This is a genomic window from Variovorax paradoxus, from assembly GCF_030815975.1.
GTDB lineage: Bacteria > Pseudomonadota > Gammaproteobacteria > Burkholderiales > Burkholderiaceae_C > Variovorax > Variovorax paradoxus_N.
Window position 1 is genome coordinate 155059 of the sequence record NZ_JAUSXL010000002.1, and the last position, 25038, is coordinate 180096.

The window sequence follows — 25038 nt, forward strand, 5'->3', positions numbered from 1 at the left end:
CGGCGAGCACCGTGTGGAAACCGGCAGGAACCCGCTCATGAACAAGAAACCCCTCATTGCCGCGGCCGCCGTGGCGCTGGCGGCCGTTGCAGGCGGCTGGTGGTACTTTCATCGCTCGGCCGCGCCGTCCGACCAGCTCGTGCTGTACGGCAACGTCGATGTGCGCCAGGTCTCGCTCGCCTTCAACGCCAGCGAGCGCGTGGCCGAACTCGCGGTGCGCGAAGGCGACCCTGTGCGGGCCGGCCAGGTGCTGGGCCGGCTCGACACCCGCTCGCTGGTGCTGCGCGTGGCGCAATCGCAGGCGCGCATCGGCGTGCAGGAACAGGCGCTGCTGCGCCTGAAGACCGGCAGCCGCCCCGAGGAATTGGCGCAGGCCGGCGCCCAGGTGGCCGCCGCGCAGGCCGATGCCGATCTTTCGCAGCAGCAACTCGCGCGCCTGCAGGCCATCGGCCAGACCACGGCCGGCCGCGCCGTGAGCCAGCAGGACCTCGACAGTGCGCAGGCCCGCCGCAAGGTGGCGCTCGCGCAGCTGGACAACGCGCGCAAGGCCCAGCAGCTGGCGGTGGCCGGCCCGCGCAGGGAAGACATCGCGCAGGCGCAGGCCCAGCTCGAATCCGCGCGCGCCGACCTCGCGCTCATGAACCACCAGCTGGCCGAAGCCGAGCTCAAGTCGCCCATCGACGCCGTGGTGCGCGCCCGCCTGCTCGAGCCAGGCGACATGGCTTCGCCACAGCGCCCGGCCTTCACGCTGGCCATCACCGATCCCAAGTGGGTGCGCGCCTATGTGGCGGAGCCCGACCTCGGCCGCGTGCGGCCCGGCCAGCCAGCCAGCGTGGCCACCGACAGTCAGCCCGGCCAGCCGATCGCGGGCAAGGTGGGCTACATCTCGTCGGTCGCCGAATTCACGCCCAAGACCGTGCAGACCGAGGAGCTGCGCAGCAGCCTGGTCTACGAGATCCGCGTGATGGTCGATGACAAGGAAGACCGGCTGCGGCTCGGCATGCCGGCGACCGTGCGGCTGCAGCTCGCCTCGTCCTCCTCCACCGCCAGCGGCAAACCCTGATGCACGACACCGGGCCCGCCGTGGCTGCACGCTCCCTGCACAAGCGCTTCGTGGCCAAGGGCTCGAAGCAGGTGGTGCGCGCGCTCGACGATGTGTCGCTCGAAGTGCCCACCGGCACGCTCACGGCGCTGGTCGGACCCGACGGCGCCGGCAAGACCACGCTGCTGCGGCTCATGGCCGGCCTGATGCGCGCCGATGAAGGCGAGCTGCGCGTGCTCGGCATCGACGTGTCGGCCGATCCGCAGGCGGTGCAGGACCGCATCAGCTACATGCCGCAGCGCTTCGGCCTCTACGACGACCTGAGCGTGCAGGAGAATCTCGACCTCTACGCCGACCTGCATGGTGTTTCCGCCGGCCAGCGCCGCGAGCGCTATGCGCGCCTGATGGAAATGACCGACCTCGGCCGTTTCACCGGCCGCCCCGCGGGCAAGCTCTCGGGCGGCATGAAGCAGAAGCTGGGCCTCGCCTGCACGCTGGTGCGCTCGCCCGACCTGCTGCTGCTCGACGAGCCCACCGTGGGCGTCGACCCGCTCTCGCGGCGCGAGCTCTGGCAGATCGTGCAGCAGCTGGTCGACGACGAAAAGCTTTCGGTGATCGCGAGCACCGCCTACCTCGACGAGGCCGAGCGCTGCAGCCACGTGTTCGTGCTGCAGGAGGGCCGGCTGATCGCGCAGGGCACGCCGGACCAGATCCGCGCCCATGCAGAGGGCACGTGCTTCGTCGCGGCGCCGCCCGATGGCGAGGCGCCGCGCCTGATGCAGGCGCGCCTGCTCGACGCGCGGCAGCAGATCGTCGATGCCGTGCCGCGAGGCGGCGAGGTGCACTTCATCCGCCGCCCGGGCACGGACGATGCGGCGCTCAGGAAGCTGCTGGCCGGTGCGCGCGCCGAGCCCGTGCCGCCGCGGCTCGAAGACGGCTTCATGACGCTGCTGCGCAGCCGGCAGGCCGCCGACACGAACATCGCGCAATCGGCGACGAGCGAGGGCCTTGCACCGGCCGAAGGAGAGCCCGGCGAAGTGGTCATCGAGGTGAAGGACCTGGTGCGCCGCTTCGGCGATTTCGTGGCCGTGGCAAGCACCAGCTTCTCGGTGCGGCGCGGCGAGATCTTCGGCCTGCTCGGGCCCAACGGCGCGGGCAAGACGACTACCTTCCGCATGCTCTGCGGCCTCTTGCCCGCGAGCGGCGGGCAGCTGCGCGTGGCCGGCGTCGACCTGCGCCATGCGCGCGCGCAGGCCCGCCAGCGCATCGGCTATGTCTCGCAGAAGTTCGCGCTCTACGGCAACCTCACGGTGCGCGAGAACCTTTCGTTCTTCGGTGGCGCCTACGGCCTGCGCGGGCAGAAGCTGCAGGGACGCATGGACACGGTGCTGCGGCAGTTCGACCTCGAACGCGAACTCGATGCGCCCAGCGGCCAGCTGCCCGGCGGCTACCGGCAGCGCCTGGCCATGGCCACGGGCCTGCTGCACGAGCCCGAGATCCTGTTCCTCGACGAGCCCACCAGCGGCGCCGACCCGCTCGCGCGCCGCGAGTTCTGGCGCCGCATCACGGCGCTGGCCGAGGGCGGCACCACCGTCGTCATCACGACGCACTTCATGGAAGAGGCCGAGTACTGCGACCGCATCGTGATCCAGGACGCCGGCAAGGTGCTGGCCATCGGCACGCCGCGCGAGGTGCGGGCGCAGGCGCGGGATGGCGGGGACGAGGAAAGGCGCATCGACATGGAGCAGGCTTTCATCGGCATCGTCGAGAAGGCGCGGCGCGAAGAAAGGACGCAGCCATGAGCGGCTTCCGCACCCGGCTCGTCTCGCTCACGCGCAAGGAGTTTCGCCAGCTGCTGCGCGACCGCAGCAACCTGGCCATCGGCATCCTGCTGCCGATGGTGCTGATCCTGATCTTCGGCTACGGCATGTCGCTGGACGTGAAGAACGCGCCGGTGGCCGTGGTGCTCGAAGACGCCTCGCCCACCGCGCACGAGGCCATTGCGGGCCTGCAGCTTTCGCCCGCCATCGCGCCCGTGCTGCTGGGCTCGATGCACGAGGCCGAGGCCTTGATGCGCGAGCGCAAGGTCGACGCCATCGTGCGCGTGCCCGCCGACTTCTCGCGTGCGCTGGCCGCGGGCAACGCGCGCGTGCAGCTCATCGTGCATGGCGCCGACGCGGGGCGCGCGACCATCATCCAGGCCTACGTGAGCGGTGCCCTGGCGCAAGCGGCCGTGCGCCAGGCCGACCGCGGCGGCGGCAGCACAGGCGCGGACGCACTCCCAACGGGCCGAGTGACCGTGGAGCAGCGCATGTGGTTCAACGCCGCGAACACCAGCACCTGGTACCTGGTGCCGGGCCTCATCGTGCTCATCATGACGCTGGTCGGCGCGTTTCTCACCGCGCTGGTGATGGCCCGCGAATGGGAGCGCGGCACGCTCGAGGCGCTGTTCGTCACGCCGGTGCGGCCGGTGGAAATACTGCTGGCCAAGATCATTCCGTACTTCGCGGTCGGCATGCTGGGCCTCGCGCTGTGCCTCTTGGCCGCGCGCTTCCTGTTCGCGGTGCCGATGGTCGGCTCGCTGCTCGCCGTGGTGCTCAGTTCGATGCTCTACCTGATCGTGGCGGTGAGCCTGGGGCTGGTGATCTCGTCGGTCACGCGCAACCAGTTTCTCGCGAGCCAGGTGGCGCTGATCGCCACCTTCATGCCTTCGATGATGCTGTCGGGCTTTTTGTTCGACCTGCGCAACGTGCCCACCGCCGTGCGCGTGATCGGCCATGTGCTGCCGGCCACTTACTTCATGGACCTGATCAGGACGCTGTTTCTTGCGGGCGACGTCTGGCCGCTGATCTGGCGCAACTGCGCGGTCCTCGTGGCCTATGCGGTGGGCCTGCTGCTGCTGGCCCGCGCCGTCACGCGCAAGAGCCTCGACTGAAGGACAGCCTCTCATGACCGACTTCCTGTTGCGCGTCGCCAACCTCTGCAAGAAAGAGTTGCTCGCCATCTTCAAGGACCCGGCCAGCCGCGTGATCCTGTTCGTTCCGGCCATCATGCAGAGCCTCGTCTTCGGCTACGCCGCCACCTACGACCTCTCGAACGTGCCCTACGCGCTGCTCGACCAGAGCCGCACGGGCGCATCGACCGAACTGATTGCGCACCTCGACAGCACCGGTGTCTTCCATCGCGTCGCCACGCTGCGCACGCAGGCCGACATCCGCGAGGTGATCGACACCGAAAAGGCGCTGCTGGTGATCCAGATCGCGCCGAACTTCGAGCAGCAGCTCGGCGCGGGCCAGCCCGCGGCCATCCAGCTGATTCTCGATGCGCGCAACTCCAACACCGCGGGCTCCGCGGCCGGCTACGTGAGCGCGGTGGTCGAGCGCTACAACGCCGAATTGCGCATGCGCGCCGGCGCGCCGCCGGCCCCGCTCACCGTCGAATCGCGCGCCTGGTTCAACCCCAACCTCGAAACGCGCTGGAACCTGCTGCCCGGCCTGATCGCCGCGCTCAGCATGCTGCAGACGCTGCTGCTCACTGCGCTTTCGGTGGCGCGGGAGCGCGAGCAAGGCACCTTCGACCAGCTGCTGGTCACGCCGATGTCGCCGCTCGAGATCATGATCGGCAAGGCGCTGCCGCCGGTGCTGGTGGGCCTTGCGCAGTCGACGCTGATCCTGCTGGTGGCGCTGTTCTGGTTCGGCATTCCGATGGCAGGCTCGCTGGCCACGCTCTACACCGGGCTGGTTTTCTTCACCGTGGCCAGCGTTGGCATCGGCCTTTCGATCTCTGCTGTGTCGGCCAACATGCAGCAGGCCATGCTCTACACCTTCGTGCTGCTGATGCCGATGATGCTGCTCTCCGGCCTGACCACGCCGGTGCGCAACATGCCGCACGTTCTGCAGCTGATCACCATGGCCAATCCGCTGCGCTTCGCGATCGAGCTGGTGCAGCGCGTCTATCTGGAAGGCGTAGGCCTGTCCACGGTGTGGCACAACCTGATTCCGCTGTCGATCATCGCCATCGTCACGCTGCCGCTGGCGGCCTGGCTGTTTCGCCATCGCCTGGTCTAGGAGCACCACATGCCTGCATCGCGCACCCCCTTTGCATGTTCCATGCTTGCGCTGCTTCTGAGCGGATGCGCCGTGGGGCCCGACCATCAGCCCGCGGAACCGCAGGCACCCACCGACTGGTCCGCGTGGCATGGCGGCTCGCCGGCGCTGCTCGGCGCCGAGCGCCAAGCTGCGCCCACGGCCGCCGCATCCGGCGACTGGAAGGCCTTCGGCGATCCGCTGCTCGACCGGTTGCACGCCCGCGCGCTCGCCGCCAACCACGACCTGCAGACCGCTGCCCTGCACTTTGCCCAAAGTCGCGTGCAGCGCACCGCAGCCACAGCGCAGCAGGCACCACAGCTCAATGCCAGCGGCAGCGTCAACCGGCAGCGCCAGAGCGAGAGCGGCGCCGCCACGCGGATGATCGATGCGCTGGGCTCGTCGGTCGCCAACCGCGACCAGCTGATCCGCACGCTCAGCGAGCCCTACAACCTCTACCAGGCCGGCTTCGATACGTCGTGGGAAATCGATCTCTGGGGCCGCGTGCGGCGCAGTATCGAAGCCGCCGATGCCGATGCCGGCGCATCGGCCGCGCTGCTGCGGCAGGCACAGCTCAGCGTGCAGGCCGAGGTGGCGCGCAGCTACTTCGAACTGCGCGGCGCACAGCGCGAGTTGCGCCTGGCGAACGCCGACATCGCGGCCGCGGCCGAATCGCTCGAACTGGTGCAGGCGCGTGCCGACGGCGGCCTGGTCACCGACCTGGACCCGACCCGCCAGCGCACGCAGCTGGCCGAACTGCGCGCACGCGTTCCGATGCTGCTGCAGCAGGAGGCGCAGGCGATGAACCAGATCACGCTGCTGACCGGCGCATCGCCCGGCACGCTGAACGCCGAACTCGCGCCGCCGGCCGGCGGCGCGGGCGACACGCTCGAAACGCTGCAAGCACCACCGCTGCCCGAGCTTGCGCTGGGCCTGCCCGGCGACGTGGCGCGCCGGCGCCCCGACATCGCCGCGGCCGAAGCCCAACTGCATGCCGCCACCGCCCGCATCGGCATTGCGGTGGCCGACCTCTACCCGCGCATCACGCTCGGTGCGGGCTTCGGCTACGAGTCGGCCGGCAGCGAACGCTTTGGCGAATGGGGCAGCCGGCAATGGCATGTCGGCCCCTCCATCAGCCTGCCGATCTTCGACAACGGCCGGCGCCGCAGCACGGTGAGCCTGCGCGAGCTGCAGCAGCAGGAAGCCGCAGTGGCCTTCCAGCAGGCCGTGCTCAAGGCATGGCACGAGATCGATTCGGCGCTGAGCGCCTACGCCGCCGAGCGCCAGCGCCATGCCGAGCTGGTCGAGCGCGAGCGCAGCAGCCGCGATGCGCTCACGCTCGCCCATGCGCGCTACGCTAACGGGCTCACGGATTTCGGCGTCGAACTCGATGCCCGCCGCGCACTGCTGCAGGCCCGGCGCGACCAGGTGCAAAGCACGAGCCGCATGGCGGTCGGCATGGTAGCCGTCTACAAGGCGCTCGGCGGCGGCGTGCCACTGGCGCCGAACTCACCAGGCTAGAAGGTGTTGGTGAAGCTCGCATTGCCGAGCCCGGTGCCGATCGTCAGCACGCCCCAGTGGGTCACATCGCGCATGAAAGGCAGTTCGCTCAGCCCCTGCACCACCGCGTCGTTGTGCATCAGTATCAGCGTGGGGCCGGAGCCGATCATCGGCATGCGGCGCCACAGCGCGCTCGGCAGGTGGAACGCGCGGCTTTCCCAGTCGCCCGGCAGGTTCTGCGTGCCGCGCTCGATCGAGCCGTCCTTGCGGATCAGCCCGGGGCAGGCAATGCCGATGAAGGGTGCCAGGCGGATCTGCTTGCGCTCGCAGTAGAGCACCATGTCCTCGAGCATGGCCGCGATGCGCTCGACCATGTCGGTGCGGTTCGGGTCGTCGTCCGCATGCCGCCATTTCTCCCGCCGCACCACCTTGGCAAGCGACAGGTCGCGTGCCTTGCGCCGCCGCGTCTTCACGATGCCGCAGCGTACGTTGGTGCCGCCGATATCCACCGCCAGGATGGCATCGTGCTCCTTGAGCATGGCCGGCGGCGCCAGGTGGACCCAGCCGATCAGGCCGCCGTCGTCGACCTCGTGCGACAGGCGCCCGAGCTGAACGTGCACCCCCAGCTCCTCGAGGATGGCGGCCGTCTGCAGGATGGCGCGCTCGCCCACGTCGCTTTCGGTGAAGCCGCCGCCCACCACGATGCGCTCCACCTTCTTCCACGAGGGCTGGCGCGTGAAGCGCTGGATCACCAAGGCCAGTTCCTCGGCGAATTCCTCGATGGCGCCATGCATCAGGTCGCCGGCTGCCGAGGTCTTCTGCAGCACGCGATCGAGCTGCTTCTTGCTGAGGTCGCGCGAGTGTTCCTTGCCCAGCGGATCGGCGCCGCTCTTGCGGCGGCGCTTGCGCCAGCGTTCGAGCAGTTCCCTGAAGGCCGTCTGGCTGGCCTGGTCACCGACGAAGCCCTCCTTGTCGCGCAGCTGCAGGCTGTAGCCCTCGACCCTGAGGCCCGGCAGCTCGCGCAAGCCGTGCACGTCGGGGCCGGGCAGGAGATGGGTTTTCTTCTTCATGGCGGCCACTATGGATGCGGCTGCATCTACGAAGCATCGGTAGCCCGCACCAGGGTTTGTAGGAGATTGGCGGGTACGCCGGCCGTCTCGATATCTATACACTGGCCTGCGATGCAACTGCCCCACCACCGCGTGCTGCGCGCCGCCCTGTTGCTGCTGGCCATGGCCTGGCTCGGCGCCGCCGCCTCGGCGCAGCCGGGCGACGGCACGCTGCGCGTCGGCTCCAAGCGCTTCACCGAGTCGTACATCCTGGCCGAACTGCTGGCGCAGACCGCGGCGCCGCACACCGCATCGCCGCCGGTGGTGCGCCAGGGCCTGGGCAACACGGCCATCGTGTACGAGGCGCTGCGTTCGGGTGCCATCGATCTCTATGCCGAATACACCGGCACCATCGCGCTTGAGATTCTCAAGGGCTCGCCGGCCGAGACGCGCGAGGCCATGAATGCGGCGCTCGCGCCGCTGGGCCTGGGCGTGGCCATTCCGCTGGGCTTCAACGACGGCTATGCGCTGGCCGTGCGGGCGGCCGATGCCGAACGGCTCGGCCTGCGCACGCTGAGCGATCTCGCGAAGCACCCGGAGCTCAAGCTCGGCCTGTCAAACGAATTCCTCGGCCGCGCCGATGGCTGGAAGGGCCTGGCCGCGCGCTACGGCTTCACGCAAGCGCCCACCGGCCTCGACCACGGCCTGGCCTACGAAGCCGTGGCCGCGAAGCAGATCGACGCCATCGACATCTACACCACCGACGCCAAGATCGACCACCTCGGCCTGCGCGTGCTCGAAGACGACAAGAAATACTTTCCGCGCTACGACGCCGTGGTGCTCTACAGGCTCGACCTGCCGGCGCGGCTGCCCAAGGCATGGACCGCGCTGCAGGCGCTCGAAGGCCGCATCGATGAGCACGCGATGATCGCGATGAATGCGCGCGCCGAACTGCAGAGCGTGCCCTTCGACGCCATTGCGCGCGACTTCCTGGCCGGCACTGTGGGCAAGGGCGCAAAGGCGCAGGCACAGGAACCCCGGCACGGCTTCATGGCCAAGCTGTTCGGCCCCGACCTCTGGCAGCTCGCGCGCCAGCACCTGGTGCTGGTGGCGGTGTCGGTGGGCGTCGCGATCCTGATCGGTGTGCCGCTCGCGATCCTGGTGTTTCCGCATGTGCGGCTGCGTGCGCTGGTGCTCGGCTTCGCGAGCCTGCTGCAGACCGTGCCTTCGCTCGCGCTGCTGGCCGTGCTGATCTCGATGCTCGGAGCCATCGGTGCGCTGCCCGCGCTGATCGCGCTCACGCTCTATTCGCTGCTGCCGATCATGCGCAACACCGTGACAGGCCTGGCCGAAGTGCCGAACGGCCTGCGCCTGGCCGGCACCGCGCTGGGCATGACGCCGCCGCAGAGCCTGCGGCTGGTGCTGCTGCCGCTGGCACTGCCCACGCTGCTGGCGGGCGTGCGAACGGCCACCGCGATTGCCATTGGCACGGCGACCATCGCGGCCTTCATCGGTGCGGGCGGATTCGGCGAGCGCATCGTCACGGGGCTGGCGCTCAACGACCGCGAGCTGCTGCTGGCGGGCGCGCTGCCGGCCGCAGCGCTGGCGCTGCTGAGCGAGGGGATCTTCGAGCTCGTGGAGTACCTGATGCGAAGACGCCGGCGCGCACCGCCGTCTTCGCTTCTGGCTTGAGGCCCTTGCAGATGCGGGATTCGGCTGCCCGGTCCCGTCACAGATGGATCAGGCCAGCGTGTACGCCGTCTTCACCGTGGTGAAGAACTCCTGCGCATACTTGCCCTGCTCGCGCGGCCCGTAGCTGCTGCCCTTGCGCCCGCCGAACGGCACGTGGTAGTCCACGCCCGCGGTCGGCAGGTTCACCATCACCATGCCGGCCTGGCTGTGGCGCTTGAAGTGCGTGGCGTACTTCAGGCTCGTGGTCGCAATGCCGGCCGAGAGGCCGAATTCCGTGTCGTTGGCCGTGGCCAGCGCCTCTTCGTAGTTCTTCACGCGGATCACGCTCGCAACCGGGCCGAAGATCTCTTCCTTGTTGATGCGCATGGCCGCCGCCGATTCGCTGAACAGCGCCGGCGACATGTAGTAGCCGTCGGTCTCCAGCTTCAGCAGCTCGCCGCCGGCCGCCAGCGTGGCGCCCTCGCCCTTGCCGATGGCGATGTATTCCATGTCCTGGTCCAGCTGCGACTTGGACGAGACCGGGCCCACGTCTGTGCCCTGCGCCAGCGCATCGCCGACCTTGATCTTGGCCATGCGCGCCTTCATGGCCTCGATGAACTTCGGGTAGATGCCTTCGGTCACGATGAGCCGGCTGGAGGCCGTGCAGCGCTGGCCGGTGGAGTAGAACGCGCTCTGCACGCTGAGCTCCACGGCCTGCGCCAGGTCGGCGTCGTCCAGGATCACCTGCGGGTTCTTGCCGCCCATTTCGAGCTGCACCTTCTTGTGCTTGGTGACGCACTGCACCGCGATGTTGCGGCCCACGCCGACCGAGCCGGTGAAGCTGATCGCATGGATGCCGGGGTGGTTGACCAGCGCCTCGCCGATCACACTGCCGCGGCCCATCACCAGGTTGAACACGCCCGCCGGGATGCCCGAGCGGCTGATGATTTCGGACAGCGCCCAGGCGCAGCCCGGCACGAGGTCGGCGGGCTTGAGGACCACGCAGTTGCCGAAGGCCAGCGCCGGCGCGATCTTCCAGGCGGGAATCGCGATGGGAAAGTTCCAGGGCGTGATGAGGCCGACCACGCCGACCGGCTCGCGCGTGATTTCCACGCCGATGTTCGGGCGCACCGAGGGCAGCAGCTCGCCCGCCAGGCGCAGGCATTCGCCGGCGAAGAACTTGAAGATCTGGCCGGCGCGGGTGGCCTCGCCGATGCCTTCGGCTTTTGTCTTGCCTTCTTCACGCGCGAGCAGGGTGCCGAGCTCTTCCTTGCGCGCGAGGATCTCGGTGCCGATCTTGTCGAGCGCGTCGGAGCGCGCCTGGATGCTGCCGGTGGCCCAGGCCGGGAAGGCGGCGGTGGCGGCGGCCACGGCGGCCTCGACATCGGCGGCGCTGCCCTGCGCGTATTGGCCCAGCACGTCGGACAGGTTGCTGGGATTGACGTTGGGGCTGTAGCTTGCGCCGGCACGCCATTCGCCGCCGATCAGGTTGTCGAAGTTTTGCATGAGAGGTTCCTTGCTGCTCGATGGAAAGAAAGAAGCCGGAACACTGCGGGTCCGGCTGCGAAAATGGAAACGGGAGACTAAACCTTCAACGCACCATGCAGGGCTTTTTGTTGTCGAAGGTCCAGCCCGGCATCAAGTATTGCATCGCCTGCGCATCGTTGCGCGCGCCCAGGCCGTGCTTCAGGTACAGCTGGTGCGCCTTCTCGACCTCATCCATGTCGAGCTCCACGCCCAGGCCGCCGCGCGTCGGCACCTTCACGAAGCCGCCCTCGATCTGCAGCGGCGCCTTGGTCAGGCGCTGGCCGTCCTGCCAGATCCAGTGGGTGTCGATGGCGGTGACCTTGCCGGGTGCCGCGGCCGCCACGTGCGTGAACATGGCCAGCGACACGTCGAAGTGGTTGTTCGAATGCGAGCCCCAGGTCAGGCCCCAGGCCTGGCACAGCTGGGCCACGCGCACGGAACCCTGCATGGTCCAGAAGTGCGGATCGGCCAGCGGAATGTCGACCGACTGCAGCGAAAGGCTGTGCACCATCTCGCGCCAGTCGGTGGCGACCATGTTGGTGGCGGTCGGAAGACCCGTGGCACGGCGGAACTCGGCCATCACCTCGCGTCCCGAGAACACGCCTTCGGCGCCGCACGGGTCTTCGGCATAGGCCATGACGCCATGCAGGTCACGGCACAGGCGGATCGCGTCGGCCAGCAGCCAGCCGCCGTTCGGGTCGAGCGTGACGCGCGCCTTGGGAAAGCGCTCGTGCAGCGCACGGATGGCTTCGACCTCTTCCTCGCCGCGCAGCACGCCGCCCTTGAGCTTGAAGTCGGTAAAACCGTAGCGCGCATGCGTGGCCTCGGCCAGGCGCACGATGGCCTCGGGCGTCATGGCTTCTTCATGGCGCAGGCGAAACCAGTCGTCGCCGGCGCCCGGATCGCTCTCGTAGGGCAGGTCGGTCTTGGTGCGGTCGCCCACATAGAACAGGTAGCCGAGCATCTGCACCGCATCGCGCTGCTGGCCTTCGCCGAGCAGGGCCGCCACCGGCACCTCGAGATGCTGGCCCAGCAGGTCGAGCAGCGCCGCCTCGACGGCGGTGACCGCATGGATGGTCACGCGCAGGTCGAAGGTCTGCTGGCCGCGGCCGCCGCTGTCGCGGTTGGCAAACGCGCTGCGCAGGCTGTTGAGCACGGCGTTGTGGCGGCCGATGGGCTGGCCCACGATGAGGCCGCGCGCATCTTCGAGCGTCTGGCGGATCTTCTCGCCGCCCGGCACTTCGCCGACGCCGGTGTGGCCGGCGCTGTCGGTCAGGATCAGCAGGTTGCGCGTGAAGAACGGGCCGTGCGCGCCGCTCAGGTTCATCAGCATGCTGTCGTGGCCCGCGACGGGCACCACGCGCATGCCGGTGACCACGGGCGCGCCGGAGATGGGAGACGTGGAATCTGAAAGTGTCATTTTTTGCGCGAAACCCTGGGAGAGTGCTGCTAGATCCGCACGGCCTGGCGGGCCAGCATTTTCCACTCGCTGCCCTGCTTTTGCCAGACGCCGAGGATCTTCAGCGCCACCTTGCCGGGCTTGCCCGAATCGTTGGTGTCGGCCGCGAGCGTGTGGCGCACGATGGCCGTCTGGCCGTCGACCACCTTGATGGTCTGGTCGGTGATCGTGATGGCCACGAAGTCCGACTTGCCGGCCACCAGGTCGCCGATGAAGCTGGCCTTGGTGTCGACTCTGCCGCTCGAATGGCCGTAGCTCAGGTCGTCGGCCACCAGCGCGCCAAGGGCGGCTGCGGTGGGGTCGATCATCGCAAGGCGCAGCCGCTCGGCAGCCGCGGCCACGGCCGGCTCGGCCGATGCGCCGCCGCCCGCGGGCGCCATGGCGCAGCCGGCGAACAGAAAGGCCGATGCGGCCACGAGAAAGAGCTTCTTGATGGACATGCGTTGTCTCCGTTGTTGTTGTCTTCGTCGTTCCCGACTCGGCCGCTTACTGCGGGCCGAGAGCGTCGATCAGCGCCTTGAGCTGTTCCATCTCGGCGGGCTTCAGATCGGTCAGCGGTGCGCGCACCGGGCCGGCGTCGTGGCCGACGATCTTGGCGCCGGCCTTGACGATGCTCACGGCATAGCCGGGCACGCGGTTGCGCAGTTCGAGGTAGGGCATGAAGAAGTTCTTCAGCAGGCGGTGCTGCGTGGGCAGGTCGTCGTTCGCGACCGCATGATAGAAGTCCATCGCCGTCTTCGGAATGAAGTTGAAGACCGCCGACGAGTACACGGGCGTGCCCATCGCCTTGTAGGCCGCGGCATAGACCTCGGCCGTGGGCAGGCCGCCCAGGTAGGCGAAGCGCTCGCCCATGCGCTGGTAGATGGCCACCATGGCCTCGATGTCGCCCACGCCGTCCTTGAAGCCCACCAGGTTGGGGTTGCGCTCGGCCAGGCCGGCCAGCGTGTCGGGCTGGAGGCGGCTGCTGGCGCGGTTGTAGACGATCACGCCGAACTTCACGCTCTTGCACACGGCTTCCACGTGCGCGGCCAGGCCTTCCTGGCCGGCTTCGGTCAGGTAGTGCGGCAGCAGCAGGATGCCGTGGGCGCCGGCCTTCTCGGCCGCCTGCGCGCACTGGATCGCAAAGCGCGTGGGGCCGCCGGCGCCGGCAATGATCGGCACCACGCCGCGGCAGGTGTCGACCGCGGTCTGGATGATGCCGGGGTATTCGTCGCCGGTCAGCGAGAAGAATTCACCGGTGCCGCCGGCCGCGAACAGCGCGCTCGCGCCGTAGGGAGCAAGCCACTCGAGACGCTGCTCGTAGCCCTTCTTGTGGAAGTCGCCGTTCGCGTTGAAGTCGGTCAACGGGAACGAGAGCAGGCCGGAGCCCATGATGGATTTGAGTTCTTGAGGGTTCATCGAGACACCAATGAGAGTGAGTTAAAAAATGGATCCGTTCTTTTCGTGGACTACCGCGGAACCGGCTCTGCCGGGCCGCTGGTAGTGCCCCCAGTGAGGGGTTGGCAAGCGACACGAAGTGCGCGCAGACTGGGGGAGAGCCAATCAGTCGAGTTTGATGCCGGCATCGGCAACCACCTTGGCCCAGCGCGCGCGTTCCTTGCCGAAGAACTGCTCTTCCTCGGCCGGCGCCATGGTCACGACTTCGGCGCCCTGCCCCGCGAGGCGCGAGCGGATGTCGGCCATGCGGATGACGGTGATCAGTTCCTTGTTGAGGCGCTGCACGATGGCGTCGGGCGTGCCCCTGGCCACCCGCACGCCCTGCCAGGTGCCCGACTCGAAGCCGGCCACGCCCTGCTCCGCGATGGTGGGCACTTCGCCGATCAGCGGCATGCGCGTCGATTTCGAAACGCCGAGCACCTTGAGCTTGCCGCTCTGCACATGCGGCAGGGTGGCCAGCATGCCGTTCATCAGAATCTGGGTCTGGCCGGCGACCGTGTCCTGCACCGCCTGCACGCCGCCCTTGTAGGGCACGTACTGCCAGCGCGCGCCGCTTGCGCGTTCGAGCGCCACGCCGGCCAGGTGCGGCGCGCTGCCGGTGGCGGTGACGGCAAAGTTGATCTCCGACCGCTTCGACAGCGCGATCAGTTCCTTCAGGTTGTTGGCCTGGACCGACGGATGCACCACCAGCAGGTGCGGCGAATAGGCCAGCATGGTCACGCCGCGCAGATCCTTCGAGGGATCGAAGGGCAGCTTCGTGTAGACCGAGGGGCTGATGGCGAGCGCGCCGACGTCGCACAGCAAGAGCGTGTAGCCATCGGGCTTGGACTTGGCGACGAAATCGGCGCCGAGATTGCCGTTGGCACCGGGCTTGTTGTCGACGATGACTGGTTGGCCGAGCGCTTCCGACAGCGGTTGGCTGATGGAGCGGGCAATGATGTCGGACGAACCGCCGGGCGGGTACGGCACCACGAGGCGCACGGGCCTGGTCGGCCAGTTGTCGGCGGCATGCACGCCACCGCCGGCGGCAAGCACCCCGCCGCCGAGGGCGCCAAGCATCAGATCACGTCGGTTCAAGCTCATTCGGAGTCTCCTGCTGGGTTGTGTTGTCAGTCATCGTACAACCAGGAACGACGATTGTCCACCCCCTCGGCACAAATTACCTCGACGGAGCGGCCGGCGGCGCCTGGACCGCGGCTGCCTGCGCGGTTTCCTGCGCCACCCGCAGCCGTTCGCGGCTGTTGGTCAGGTGGATGCGCATGGCCGCACGGGCCGATTCCGGGTCGCGGCGTGCGATGGCTGCGTAGATTTCTTCATGCTCGCGGTTCACGCGGCTCAGGTACTCGCCGCGCCGGTCGTAGTTGCGGATGGCGGTGATGCGCGTGCGCGGAATGATCGTGGTGCCCAGGTGGCTCATGATGTCCGCGAAATACGGATTGCCCGTGGCCTGGGCGATCTGCAGGTGGAAGCGGAAGTCCGGCGCCACGGTGTCCCCCGCCACCGCCACGTTGCGCTCGAAATCGTCGAGCGCCTGGCGCATGGCGAGCAGGTGTTCCTCGGTGCGGCGCGTGGCGGCCAGCCCCGCGGATTCGGTTTCGAGGCTGATGCGCAGCTCGAGCACCGCCAGCACGTCCACCGAGGTGGCGATGTCGGCGGAATCGAGCCGGAACATGCCGGCCGCGCGCGGCTGCAGCACGAAGGTGCCGACGCCATGGTGCGTTTCCACCAGCCCCGCGGCCTGCAGCTTCGACAGCGCCTCGCGCACCACGGTGCGGCTGACGCCGAAGGATTGCATGATGGCCGATTCGGTCGGCAGCTTGTCGCCCGGGCGCAGCTGCTGGCTGCGGATCTTCTCGCCCAGGTCCTCGACCAGCCCATGGGCGAGGCCGCGCGCCCGCGGCCGCGGGCGGCCCATGAAGGGCGCGCCGGCGGCAACTTCTGCCGCCGCGTCGGAAATTGAGGGATTACCCGCAGTCGTCTGGACCATGGTCACGATAATAATCCTCCATTAGTTGTACGACAACAGATAACTTCTCACGTCAGCAAAAATGTCGACCTCCCCTCAAGCCTCCAACACCAAGCTCCACCGGATTCTGCTGACAGGCGCCGCCGGCGGCCTGGGCAAGGTCCTGCGTGAACGGCTGCGCCCCTTTGCCGCGATCTTGCGCCTGTCCGACATCGCCGCGCTCGCGCCCTCCGAGGGTGCGCACGAAGAAGCCGTGCCTTGCGATCTTTCGGACAAGGCCGCGGTCCATGCGCTGGTCGAGGGCTGCGACGCCATCGTGCACCTGGGCGGCGTCTCGGTCGAGCGCCCGTTCGAGGAAATCCTCGAAGCCAACATCAAGGGCGTCTTCAACGTCTACGAAGCCGCGCGCCGCCACGGCGTGAAGCGCGTGGTGTTCGCAAGCTCCAACCACGTGATCGGCTTCTACCAGCAGACCGAGCACATCGACGCCCGCGCCCCGCGCCGGCCCGACGGCTACTACGGCCTGTCGAAGTCCTTCGGCGAGGACATGGCGCAGTTCTACTTCGACCGCTGGGGCATCGAGACGGTGAGCATCCGCATCGGCTCCTCGTTCCCCGAGCCGCTCAACCGCCGCATGATGAGCACCTGGCTCAGCTACCGCGACCTGACCACGCTGATCGAGAAGTCGCTCTTCACGCCGGATGTGAAGCACACGGTGGTCTATGGCATGTCGAACAACCGCGACCAGTGGTGGGACAACAGCGCCGCCGCCCACCTGGGCTACGTGCCGCAGGACAGCTCCGAGGTGTTCCGCGACAAGGTCGAGGCGCAGCCGCCGGTGGCGCCGACCGACCCCAACGCCATCTACCAGGGCGGCGCCTTCACGGCACAGGGGCCCTTCGGCGATGCAGGCTGAGCTCGTTCTCGATGCGCGCAACGGCACCGGCGAAAGCCCGGTGTGGTGTGCCGCGGAGCAGGCGCTCTACTGGGTCGACATTCCGGCGCGCGCGCTGAACCGCTGGCATGCGAGCGAAGGCCACGCCCGGTGGCATGCGAATGAAATGATCGCCTGCATCGCGCCGCGCGCCGATGCACCCGGCGCCTGGATCGCAGGCATGGAGAGCGGCCTGTTCTCGCTGCAGCCGCAGGCCGATGGCACGCTGGCCGCCACCCCGCTCGCGCAGGTCGCGCACGCTGTGCCCGCCATGCGCTTCAACGACGGCCGCTGCGACCGCCAGGGCCGCTTCTGGGCCGGCACGATGCTGCTGGACATGGCGGCCGGCGCGCGCGTCGGCCGGCTCTACAGCTACGGCAAGGGCAGCGACAGCGCCGCCGTGCGCCTGGACGATTTCATCGTGCCCAACGGACTCGCCTTCAGCCCCGACGGCCGCACGATGTACCTCTCCGATTCGCACCCGAGCGTGCAGGCCATCTGGGCCTTCGACTACGACACCGACAGCGGCACCCCGGCCAACCGCCGGCTGTTCGCCGACATGAAGCCCCTGCCCGGCCGCCCCGACGGTGCGGCGATGGACGTCGACGGCTGCTACTGGATCTGCGGCAACGACGCCGGCCTGGTGCACCGGTTCACGCCCGACGGCCGGCTCGACCGCTCGCTCGAAGTTCCGGTGAAAAAGCCCGCGATGTGCGCCTTTGGCGGAGCGGCGCTCGACACGCTCTTTGTCACATCGATCCGCCCCGGCGGCATCGACCTGTCGGACCAGCCGCTGGCCGGCGGCGTGTTCGCGCTGCGGCCCGGCGTGGCCGGCGTGCCGGAGCCGGCCTTCGGCGGCTGATCCATCTTTTTTTTCTTTTTCGACAACCCCAAGCAGAGGACGAGACAAATGAAACGCCACAAGACCCTGATCGCACTTGCCGTGGGCGCCGCAGCCGCGCTCACCACACTGGCTGCCAGCGCCACCGAGTTCCGCTCGGCCGACATCCATCCCGACGACTACCCGACCGTGACCGCGGTCAAGTTCATGAGCGAACGGCTCAAGGCGCTGTCGGGCGGCAAGCACACCATCAAGGTGTTCAACAACAGTTCGCTCGGCAGCGAGAAGGACACCATCGAGCAGACCAAGATCGGCGCGCTGCAGATGGTGCGCGTGAACATCGCCCCCATGAACAACATCTGCGCCGAGACCCAGGTGCCGACCATGCCCTTCCTGTTCCGATCGGTCGACCACCTGCACAAGGTGCTCGACGGCCCGATCGGCGAAGAGATCCTGAAGTCGTGCGAGAAGCAGGGCTTCGTCGGCCTGGCCTACTACGACAGCGGCGCGCGCTCGATGTTCACGGCCAAGAAGCCGGTGCGCAGCTTCGCCGACATGAAGGGCCTGAAAGTCCGCGTGCAGCAGTCCGACCTGTGGGTGTCGATGCTCGAAGCCATGGGCGCCAACGCCACGCCAATGCCGATGGGCGAGGTCTACACGGGTCTGAAGACCGGTCTGATCGACGCCGCGGAAAACAACTATCCCACGTACGAGAGCGCCCGCGCCTTCGAAGTGGCCAAGTACTACAGCAAGACCGAGCACTCGATGGCCCCCGAGATGCTGCTGTTCTCCAAGCGCGCGTGGGACAAGCTCTCGGCCGAGGAGCAGGGCTGGATCCGCCAGGCCGCCAAGGAGTCGGTGCCCTATATGCGCAAGCAGTGGGAAGAGCGCGAGATCAAGTCGCTGGCCACCGTGAAGGCCGGCGGCGCCGAGATCATCGACGTCGACAAGACCCAGTTCCAGGCCGCGATGAAGCCGGTGTACGACAAGTTCATCACCGACGCGAAGCTCAAGGATCTCGTGAAGCGCGTGCAGGACACGAAATAAGCAAGTCAGTTGCATTGCTCCTTCCCCTCTCGGGGGAAGGTTGGGATGGGGGCACGACGGCGCTGGCATAGAGACGCCGCTTGCCCCCACCCCCGCCCTCCCCCGGAAGGGGAGGGAGCAAGACAAAGAAGAACCTTCATGTACACCAAACTTTGCCGCACCCTCGCCCGTGCCTGCATGTGGTTGGGCATCCTCGGCCTTGTCGCAGTGATCTGCGCCGTGAGCTGGCAGGTGTTCGGCCGCTACGTCCTCAACAACACTCCGACCTGGGCTGAAAGCCTGGCACTGCTGCTGGTGATCTACGTCACGATGTTCGGCGTGGCCGTCGGCGTGCGCGATGCGGGCCACATCGGCCTCGAGTCGTTCCTCGTGCTCGCGCCCGACTGGCTGCGGCTGAAGATGGAGTACCTGATCCACGCGCTGATCCTGCTCTTCGGCCTGGCCATGGCCTGGAACTGCGCCTCGCTCGCTGAATCGGTGTGGGGCTACAGGTTGCCCACGCTCTGGATCTCCGAGGGCTGGAAATACGTGCCCGCCTCCGTGGCCGGCGTTCTCATCGTGATGTTCTCCATCGAACACATCATCGCGCTCGCCCAAGGCCGCGAAGTCGAACCCGCCTGGGCTTGAGCCACCATGACCATCCCCCTCCTGATTCTTTGCCTCTCGTTCACGCTCTTCCTGCTGCTGGGGGTGCCGGTCGCTTTCTCGATCGGCCTCTCGGCCCTGTCCACGCTGCTGTATGAAGGCCTGCCGCTCGAGGTCGGCTTCCAGCAGATGACCTCGGGCATGGGCATCTTCTCGTTCCTGGCCATTCCGTTCTTCATCTTTGCCGGCGAGCTGATGCTCTATGGCGGCATCGCGGACCGCATCGTCAACTTCGCGCGCAATGTCGTCGGCCACGTGCGCGGCGGCCTCGGCATGTCGAACGTGGTGGCCTGCACGCTGTTCGGCGGCGTCTCGGGCTCGCCCGTGGCGGACGTCTCGGCCATGGGCGCCGTGATGATCCCGATGATGAAGAAAGAGGGTTACCACGCCGACTACGCAGTCAACGTGACGACCCATGCGGCACTGGTCGGCGCACTGATGCCGACCAGCCACAACCTGATCATCTATTCACTGGCAGCGGGCGGCAAGGTGTCGATCGCGGCGCTGATCCTGGCGGCGCTGCTGCCGGCGGCGGTGCTCACGCTCAGCAACCTCGCGGCCGCCTACCTGGTGGCGGTGAAGCGCGGCTATCCGGCCGGCAGCTTCCCGGGCTGGGCCATCGTGGCGCGTTCGTTCGCGGCGGCACTGCCGGGCCTGTTCATCGTGGTGCTGATTCTCGGCGGCATCCTGTCGGGCATCTTCACGGCGACCGAGTCGGCCGCCGTGGCGGTGCTGTATGCGCTGGCGCTCACCATCTTCGTCTACCGCACGCTGAAGTGGGAGCACTTCGTCAAGGCGGCATCGAAGGCGGTGCGCACCACCGGCGTGATCCTGCTCCTGATCGGCATCTCCAGCACCTTCGGCTACCTGATCAGCCTGTATGGCGTGGCCGAACTCACGGGCCAGATGCTGTCGCAAATTACGAGCACGCCATGGGTGATCTTCCTGCTCATCAACATCATCCTGTTCGTGCTGGGCACCTTTCTCGACATGGCGGCGACGATCCTGCTGTGCACGCCGATCTTCCTGCCGATCGCCCAGCACTACGGCATGAGCTCGGTGCAGTTCGGCATCGTGATGCTGATCAACTGCGCGCTCGGCCTGAACACGCCGCCGGTGGGCACCACGCAGTTCGTGGGCTGTGCGATCGGCGGCGTGTCGGTGGGTACGGTGATGAAGACCATCTGGCCGTTCTACGGTGCGCTGATCTTCGCGCTCGGGGTGGTCACCTTCGTTCCCGCCTTCTCGACCTGGCTGCCGAGCATGTTCATGGTGGTGAAATAACAGGCAGCAAGCAGATGGAAGTTCCGCGATGACCGACCCGAACACCCGACCGCCCCACACCATCCGGATGCATCCGGCGGACAACGTCGCCATCGTGGCCAACGACGGCGGCCTGCCCGCCGGCACCGCGCTCGCGTCGGGCCTCGTGCTGGTGGACAAGGTGCCGCAGGCCCACAAGGTGGCGCTCGAAGACATCCCCGAAGGTGGCGTCGTGCGCCGCTACGACGTGCCGATCGGCTATGCGCTCAAGCCGATTCCGGCCGGCAGCTGGGTGCACGAACGCCTGCTGCGCATGCCCGCCGCGCGCGAACTCGAGGGCCTGCCGATCGCCACCGTCAAGCCCCCCGCGCAGCCGCCGCTCGAGGGCTACACCTTCGAGGGCTATCGCAATCTCGACGGATCGGTGGGCACGCGCAACATCCTCGCGATCACGCAGACGGTGCAGTGCGTGGCGGGCGTGGTCGACTTCGCGGTGCAGCGTATCAAGGCCGAGCTGCTGCCCAAGTTCCCCCACGTCGACGACGTCGTGGGGCTGTCGCACAGCTACGGCTGCGGCGTGGCCATCGACGCGCCCGACGCGGTCATCCCGATTCGCACGCTGCGCAACATCAGCTTGAACCCGAACTTCGGCGGCGAGGTGATGGTCATCAGCCTGGGCTGCGAGAAGCTGCAGCCCGAGCGCCTGCTGCCGCCCGGCAGCATCCCGTTGGTGGACGAGCGCAACGTGGCCGACGTCGGCACCAGCGCCGACGAGAAGCTCGACGTGGTGTGCCTGCAGGACGACGCGCATGTCGGCTTCATGTCGATGATCGACTCGATCATGCGGCAGGCCGAAGAGCATCTGGAGCGGCTCAATGCCCGCCGGCGCGAGACCGTGCCGGCAAGCGAGCTGGTGGTGGGCGTGCAGTGCGGCGGCAGCGATGCCTTCTCGGGCGTCACGGCCAACCCGGCCGTCGGCTTCTGCACCGACCTGCTGGTGCGTGCCGGCGCCACCGTGATGTTCTCGGAAGTGACCGAGGTGCGCGACGGCATCGACCAGCTCACCTCGCGCGCCACCACGCCGGCCGTGGCCGAGGCGATGATCCGCGAGATGGCCTGGTACGACGCCTACCTGGAGCGCGGGCGCGTCGACCGCAGTGCCAACACCACGCCGGGCAACAAGAAGGGCGGGCTCTCGAACATCGTCGAGAAGGCCATGGGCTCGATCGTGAAGAGCGGCAGCGCGCCGATCTCGGGCGTGGTCGCGCCGGGCGAGAAGGCCAGGCAGAAGGGCCTGCTCTATGCCGCCACGCCCGCCAGCGACTTCATCTGCGGCACGCTGCAGCTGGCCGCCGGCATGAACCTGCACGTGTTCACCACCGGCCGCGGCACGCCCTACGGCTTGGCCGAGGTGCCGGTCATCAAGGTGGCCACGCGCAGCGATCTCGCGCGCCGCTGGCACGACCTGATGGACGTGAACGCGGGCCGCATCGCCGACGGCGAGGCCACCATCGAGGACATCGGCTGGGAGATGTTCCGCCTGATGCTCGACGTGGCCAGCGGCCGGAAGAAGACCTGGGCCGAACAGTGGAAGCTGCACAACGCGCTGGTGCTGTTCAACCCTGCCCCCGTGACCTGACCTCGAAAGGAAACACCATGGAAGACCTCAAAGGCAAGACCGCGCTCGTCACCGGCGCCAGCACCGGCATCGGCGCGGCCGTGGCCCGTGCATTCGCCGCCCGCGGCATGCGCGTGGCGGTGCACTACAACAGCTCGGCCGAGGCGGCCGACCGGGTCGTCGACGCCATTCACGCGGCCGGCGGCGACGCCTTCGCGCTGCAGGCCGACGTGCTCGACACCGCCGCGATCCGCGAATGCGTCAAGCAGACCGCGGCACGGTTCGGCCGCATCGACGTGCTGGTGAACAACGCCGGCAGCCTGGTCAAGCGCGTGCCCATCGCCGAGTTCGACGATGCGCTGTTCGACGAAGTGATGCACATCAATGCGCGCTCGGCGCTTGCGTTCGCGCGCGAGGTGGTGCCGCTGATGCGCACGCACGGCGGCGGCAACATCATCAACGTGACTTCGGTCGCGGCACGCACCGGCGGCGGGCCGGGCGCCTACCTGTATGCGGGCTCCAAGGGCTTCGTGAGCACGGCCACGCACGGGCTTGCGCGCGAGCTCGTCGGCGACAAGATCCGCGTGAACGCCGTGGCGCCCGGCGTCATCCAGACGCCGTTCCAGGACCGCTTCTCGACGCCCGCGATGCTCGAGTCGTTCCGCGCCGCCATTCCGATGGGCCGCATCGGCACGCCCGACGAATGTGTGGGCGCCTTTCTTTATCTGGCCTCGGAGCAGCTCTCGGGCTACGTCACGGGCCAGGTGATCGAAGTCAACGGCGGTCAGTACATGCCCTGACGGGAAGCGCTCTTTCAGCCCTTTCCCGAGGCTTGCCGAATCAAGTTCAATAACGGAGACAACGACCAATGAAAAGAAGCAGATTCCTTCGCGGCCTGGCCGCCCTTTCGGCGACGGCGAGCCTCTCGTTCGGATACGCGGCAGTGGCCGCCGCCCAAAGCAGCAGCAACAACTTTCCGAACCACACCATCGAGCTGCTGGTGCCCTACCAGCCGGGCGGCGGTACCGACGGCCTGGCGCGCGCCTTTTCGGAAGCCAGCCGCAAGCACATTTCGCAAAGCATCGTGATCGTCAACCGCCCCGGCGCCGGCGGCGCCATCGGCTGGACCGAGGTGATCAACGCCCGGCCCGACGGCTACAAGCTCGCGGTGCTGACGGTGGAGCTGCTCACGCTGCCGCACCTCGGCCTGGCCAAGTTCAACTACGACGACTTCCAGCCGATTGCACAGCTCAATGCCGACCCGGCCGCCATCACCGTCAAGGCGGACGCGCCGTGGAACACCATCGAAGAATTCCTGGCCGCGGCAAAGAAGTCGCCCGAGGGCGTGCGCGTGGGCAATTCGGGCAACGGTTCGATCTGGCATCTTGCCGCCGCGGCGCTGGAGGACAAGACCGGCACCCGGTTCGGCCACATCCCGTTCCAGGGCGCCGCGCCCGCGGTGCTGGCGCTGCTGGGCGGCCACATCGAGGCGGTGGCGGTGAGCCCGGCCGAAGTCACGACGCATGTCCAGTCCGGCAAGCTCAAGGTGCTGATGGTCATGGCCGACAAGCGCGTGAAGGGTTTCGACAAGGTACCCACCGCCAAGGAGCGCGGCATCGACCTGTCGATCGGCACGTGGCGCGGCCTCGGCGCACCCAAGAACACGCCGCCCGAAGTGATGACCAAGCTGCGCGAGATAACGGCCAAGACGGCGGCCGAGCCGCTGATGCACGAAGTGATGGACAAGCAGAACCTCGGCTATGTCTATACCGATGGCGCGGTGTTCAAGGAAACGCTGGACAAGGACAACGCCTATTTCAAGGCACTGATCGCCAAACTCAATATCAAACCATGAACCGCCACACTCCTATCCTTCGCGCGCTTCGGGGCGCGGCCGCGCTGCTGTGCGTTGCCGCCATGGGCCACGCCTCGGCCGCCACCTGGGTCTATGTGTCCAACGCCGACAGCCAGGAGATCTCGGTGCTCGCGCTGGACCGCGACAAGGGCTCGCTCATGCCGGTGCAGACGCTCAATGTCGGCGGCACCGTCATGCCGATGGCCGTGAGCCCCGACAAGCGCGTGCTCTACGCCGCGCTGCGCTCGCAGCCGTTCCGCGTGGTCTCGCTGTCGATCGACGCGGCCACCGGCAAGCTGCAGAAGCTCGGCGAGGCGCCGCTGGCCGACAGCATGGCCAACATCGACCTCGACGCGAGCGGCAAATGGCTGTTCGCGGCCTCCTACCAAGGCGGCAAGATCTCGGTCAACGCCATCGGCAAGGACGGCGCGGCGGGCCCGATCCAGCAGCTGGTGCAGACCGCGCCGAATGCGCATGCGGTCCACGCGGATGCCGGCAACCGCTTCGTGCTCGCAACCAGCCTGGGCGGCGACAACGTGTCGAGCTGGCGCTTCGATGCAGAGAAGGGACTGCTGTCGGCCAACGATCCGCCGCTGACCCTGGGCGCCGCCAAATCGGGCCCGCGCCACTTCGTGTGGGACAAGGCGCAGCGCCACCTCTACCTGCTGGACGAACTCGACGCAGCCTTGCACGTGTATGCCTGGGACGCCGCGCGCGGCACGCTCAAGCTGGAACAGAGCACCACCACGCTGCCCCCGGGCTTCACGGGCAAGCCCTGGGCGGCCGACCTGCACCTGACGCCCGACGGACGCTTCCTGTATGCCTCGGAGCGCACCTCGAGCACGCTCTCGGCATTCAAGGTGGACGCGGCGAGCGGCCAGCTGCAGCCGCTGGGCCAGACGCCGACCGAGAAAACGCCGCGCGGCTTCGCGATCGATCCGGGCGGCCGCTACCTGATTGCCGCCGGTCAGGAGTCGCACGGCATTTCTCTCTACGCCATCGATTCCACGACCGGCGCGCTGGGCAAGCCTTCGCGCACGGACGTGGGCAAGAACCCGAACTGGATCGAGATCGTCGACGCACCGTGACGACGACACCA

At 68.0% G+C, this 25038-nt stretch carries 22 protein-coding genes; 15 read left to right on the forward strand and 7 right to left on the reverse strand.

The annotated features are described in order from the left end of the window. Positions 1-37 precede the first annotated feature (37 nt). Genes QFZ47_RS04490 through QFZ47_RS04510 form a run of 5 tightly spaced genes read left to right on the forward strand, consistent with a single transcriptional unit; the run spans position 38 to position 6648 of the window. Positions 38-1063 carry an HlyD family secretion protein gene (locus tag QFZ47_RS04490; protein WP_307654503.1) on the forward strand — a complete coding sequence of 342 codons (1026 nt, stop codon included), beginning with the start codon at positions 38-40 and terminating at the stop codon, positions 1061-1063. Beyond that, positions 1063-2844 (forward strand): ATP-binding cassette domain-containing protein, encoded by a 1782-nt coding sequence (locus QFZ47_RS04495; protein ID WP_307654504.1) that lies wholly within the window; start codon positions 1063-1065, stop codon positions 2842-2844. Before QFZ47_RS04490 ends, QFZ47_RS04495 begins: the two co-directional genes overlap by 1 nt. Beyond that, positions 2841-3977, forward strand: coding sequence for an ABC transporter permease (locus QFZ47_RS04500; protein ID WP_307654505.1), 1137 nt, complete (start codon positions 2841-2843; stop codon positions 3975-3977). Before QFZ47_RS04495 ends, QFZ47_RS04500 begins: the two co-directional genes overlap by 4 nt. A 13-nt stretch (positions 3978-3990) precedes the next feature. After that, positions 3991-5109 carry an ABC transporter permease gene (locus tag QFZ47_RS04505; protein ID WP_307654506.1) on the forward strand — a complete coding sequence of 373 codons (1119 nt, stop codon included), beginning with the start codon at positions 3991-3993 and terminating at the stop codon, positions 5107-5109. Between the two features lie 9 nt (positions 5110-5118). Further along, entirely contained in the window at positions 5119-6648 is a 1530-nt protein-coding gene (locus QFZ47_RS04510) for an efflux transporter outer membrane subunit (RefSeq protein ID WP_307654507.1), read from the forward strand. Here the strand turns inward: QFZ47_RS04510 and QFZ47_RS04515 are convergent. Then, positions 6645-7697 (reverse strand): ROK family protein, encoded by a 1053-nt coding sequence (locus tag QFZ47_RS04515; protein ID WP_307654508.1) that lies wholly within the window; start codon positions 7695-7697, stop codon positions 6645-6647. The genes QFZ47_RS04510 and QFZ47_RS04515 overlap by 4 nt on opposite strands. Before the next feature lie 111 nt (positions 7698-7808). Between QFZ47_RS04515 and QFZ47_RS04520 the strand changes: the two genes are divergently transcribed. Continuing rightward, positions 7809-9368, forward strand: coding sequence for an ABC transporter permease/substrate-binding protein (locus QFZ47_RS04520; RefSeq protein ID WP_307654509.1), 1560 nt, complete (start codon positions 7809-7811; stop codon positions 9366-9368). Positions 9369-9416: 48 nt separating this feature from the next. On the opposite strand, the gene QFZ47_RS04525 is transcribed toward QFZ47_RS04520, so the two are convergent. The 6 genes from QFZ47_RS04525 to QFZ47_RS04550 all read right to left on the reverse strand — a co-directional run bounded on the left by QFZ47_RS04525 (position 9417) and on the right by QFZ47_RS04550 (position 15757). Then, positions 9417-10853, reverse strand: a complete 1437-nt coding sequence (locus QFZ47_RS04525; RefSeq protein ID WP_307654510.1) for an aldehyde dehydrogenase family protein — start codon at positions 10851-10853, stop codon at positions 9417-9419. Between the two features lie 85 nt (positions 10854-10938). Then, on the reverse strand, positions 10939-12294 hold the full coding sequence (gudD, locus tag QFZ47_RS04530) for a glucarate dehydratase (RefSeq protein WP_307654511.1): 1356 nt from the start codon (positions 12292-12294) through the stop codon (positions 10939-10941). Positions 12295-12323: 29 nt separating this feature from the next. Continuing rightward, positions 12324-12773, reverse strand: coding sequence for a nuclear transport factor 2 family protein (locus QFZ47_RS04535; RefSeq protein ID WP_307654512.1), 450 nt, complete (start codon positions 12771-12773; stop codon positions 12324-12326). 46 nt (positions 12774-12819) lie between these two features. Next, on the reverse strand, positions 12820-13731 hold the full coding sequence (gene kdgD, locus QFZ47_RS04540; RefSeq protein WP_307653667.1) for a 5-dehydro-4-deoxyglucarate dehydratase: 912 nt from the start codon (positions 13729-13731) through the stop codon (positions 12820-12822). 144 nt (positions 13732-13875) lie between these two features. Next, on the reverse strand, positions 13876-14853 hold the full coding sequence (locus tag QFZ47_RS04545; protein WP_307654513.1) for a Bug family tripartite tricarboxylate transporter substrate binding protein: 978 nt from the start codon (positions 14851-14853) through the stop codon (positions 13876-13878). A 76-nt stretch (positions 14854-14929) separates the two neighbouring features. Then, on the reverse strand, positions 14930-15757 hold the full coding sequence (locus QFZ47_RS04550; RefSeq protein ID WP_307658884.1) for a FadR/GntR family transcriptional regulator: 828 nt from the start codon (positions 15755-15757) through the stop codon (positions 14930-14932). A 61-nt stretch (positions 15758-15818) separates the two neighbouring features. Here QFZ47_RS04550 and QFZ47_RS04555 point away from each other — a divergent pair, with 61 nt between their 5' ends. The 9 genes from QFZ47_RS04555 (at position 15819) to QFZ47_RS04595 (ending at position 25027) form a co-directional block, all read left to right on the forward strand. Next, positions 15819-16652 (forward strand): NAD-dependent epimerase/dehydratase family protein, encoded by an 834-nt coding sequence (locus tag QFZ47_RS04555; protein ID WP_307654514.1) that lies wholly within the window; start codon positions 15819-15821, stop codon positions 16650-16652. Further along, complete coding sequence (locus QFZ47_RS04560; protein WP_307654515.1) at positions 16642-17532, forward strand: SMP-30/gluconolactonase/LRE family protein; 891 nt, start codon at positions 16642-16644, stop codon at positions 17530-17532. Before QFZ47_RS04555 ends, QFZ47_RS04560 begins: the two co-directional genes overlap by 11 nt. 48 nt (positions 17533-17580) lie before the next feature. Beyond that, on the forward strand, positions 17581-18558 hold the full coding sequence (locus tag QFZ47_RS04565; protein ID WP_307654516.1) for a TRAP transporter substrate-binding protein: 978 nt from the start codon (positions 17581-17583) through the stop codon (positions 18556-18558). 138 nt (positions 18559-18696) lie between these two features. Further along, a complete protein-coding gene (locus QFZ47_RS04570) occupies positions 18697-19185 on the forward strand; it encodes a TRAP transporter small permease (RefSeq protein ID WP_307654517.1) in 489 nt (162 codons plus the stop codon). 6 nt (positions 19186-19191) lie between these two features. Further along, positions 19192-20487 carry a TRAP transporter large permease gene (locus QFZ47_RS04575; RefSeq protein ID WP_307654518.1) on the forward strand — a complete coding sequence of 432 codons (1296 nt, stop codon included), beginning with the start codon at positions 19192-19194 and terminating at the stop codon, positions 20485-20487. Positions 20488-20515: 28 nt separating this feature from the next. After that, complete coding sequence (gene garD / locus QFZ47_RS04580; protein ID WP_307654519.1) at positions 20516-22105, forward strand: galactarate dehydratase; 1590 nt, start codon at positions 20516-20518, stop codon at positions 22103-22105. Between the two features lie 17 nt (positions 22106-22122). Next, entirely contained in the window at positions 22123-22884 is a 762-nt protein-coding gene (locus tag QFZ47_RS04585; protein WP_307654520.1) for an SDR family NAD(P)-dependent oxidoreductase, read from the forward strand. Between the two features lie 68 nt (positions 22885-22952). Further along, positions 22953-23939: a tripartite tricarboxylate transporter substrate binding protein gene (locus tag QFZ47_RS04590; protein ID WP_307654521.1), complete on the forward strand. Its 987-nt coding sequence runs from the start codon at positions 22953-22955 to the stop codon at positions 23937-23939. Continuing rightward, complete coding sequence (locus tag QFZ47_RS04595) at positions 23936-25027, forward strand: lactonase family protein (RefSeq protein WP_307654522.1); 1092 nt, start codon at positions 23936-23938, stop codon at positions 25025-25027. The genes QFZ47_RS04590 and QFZ47_RS04595 overlap by 4 nt, the downstream gene beginning before the upstream one ends. Positions 25028-25038: the final 11 nt, after the last annotated feature.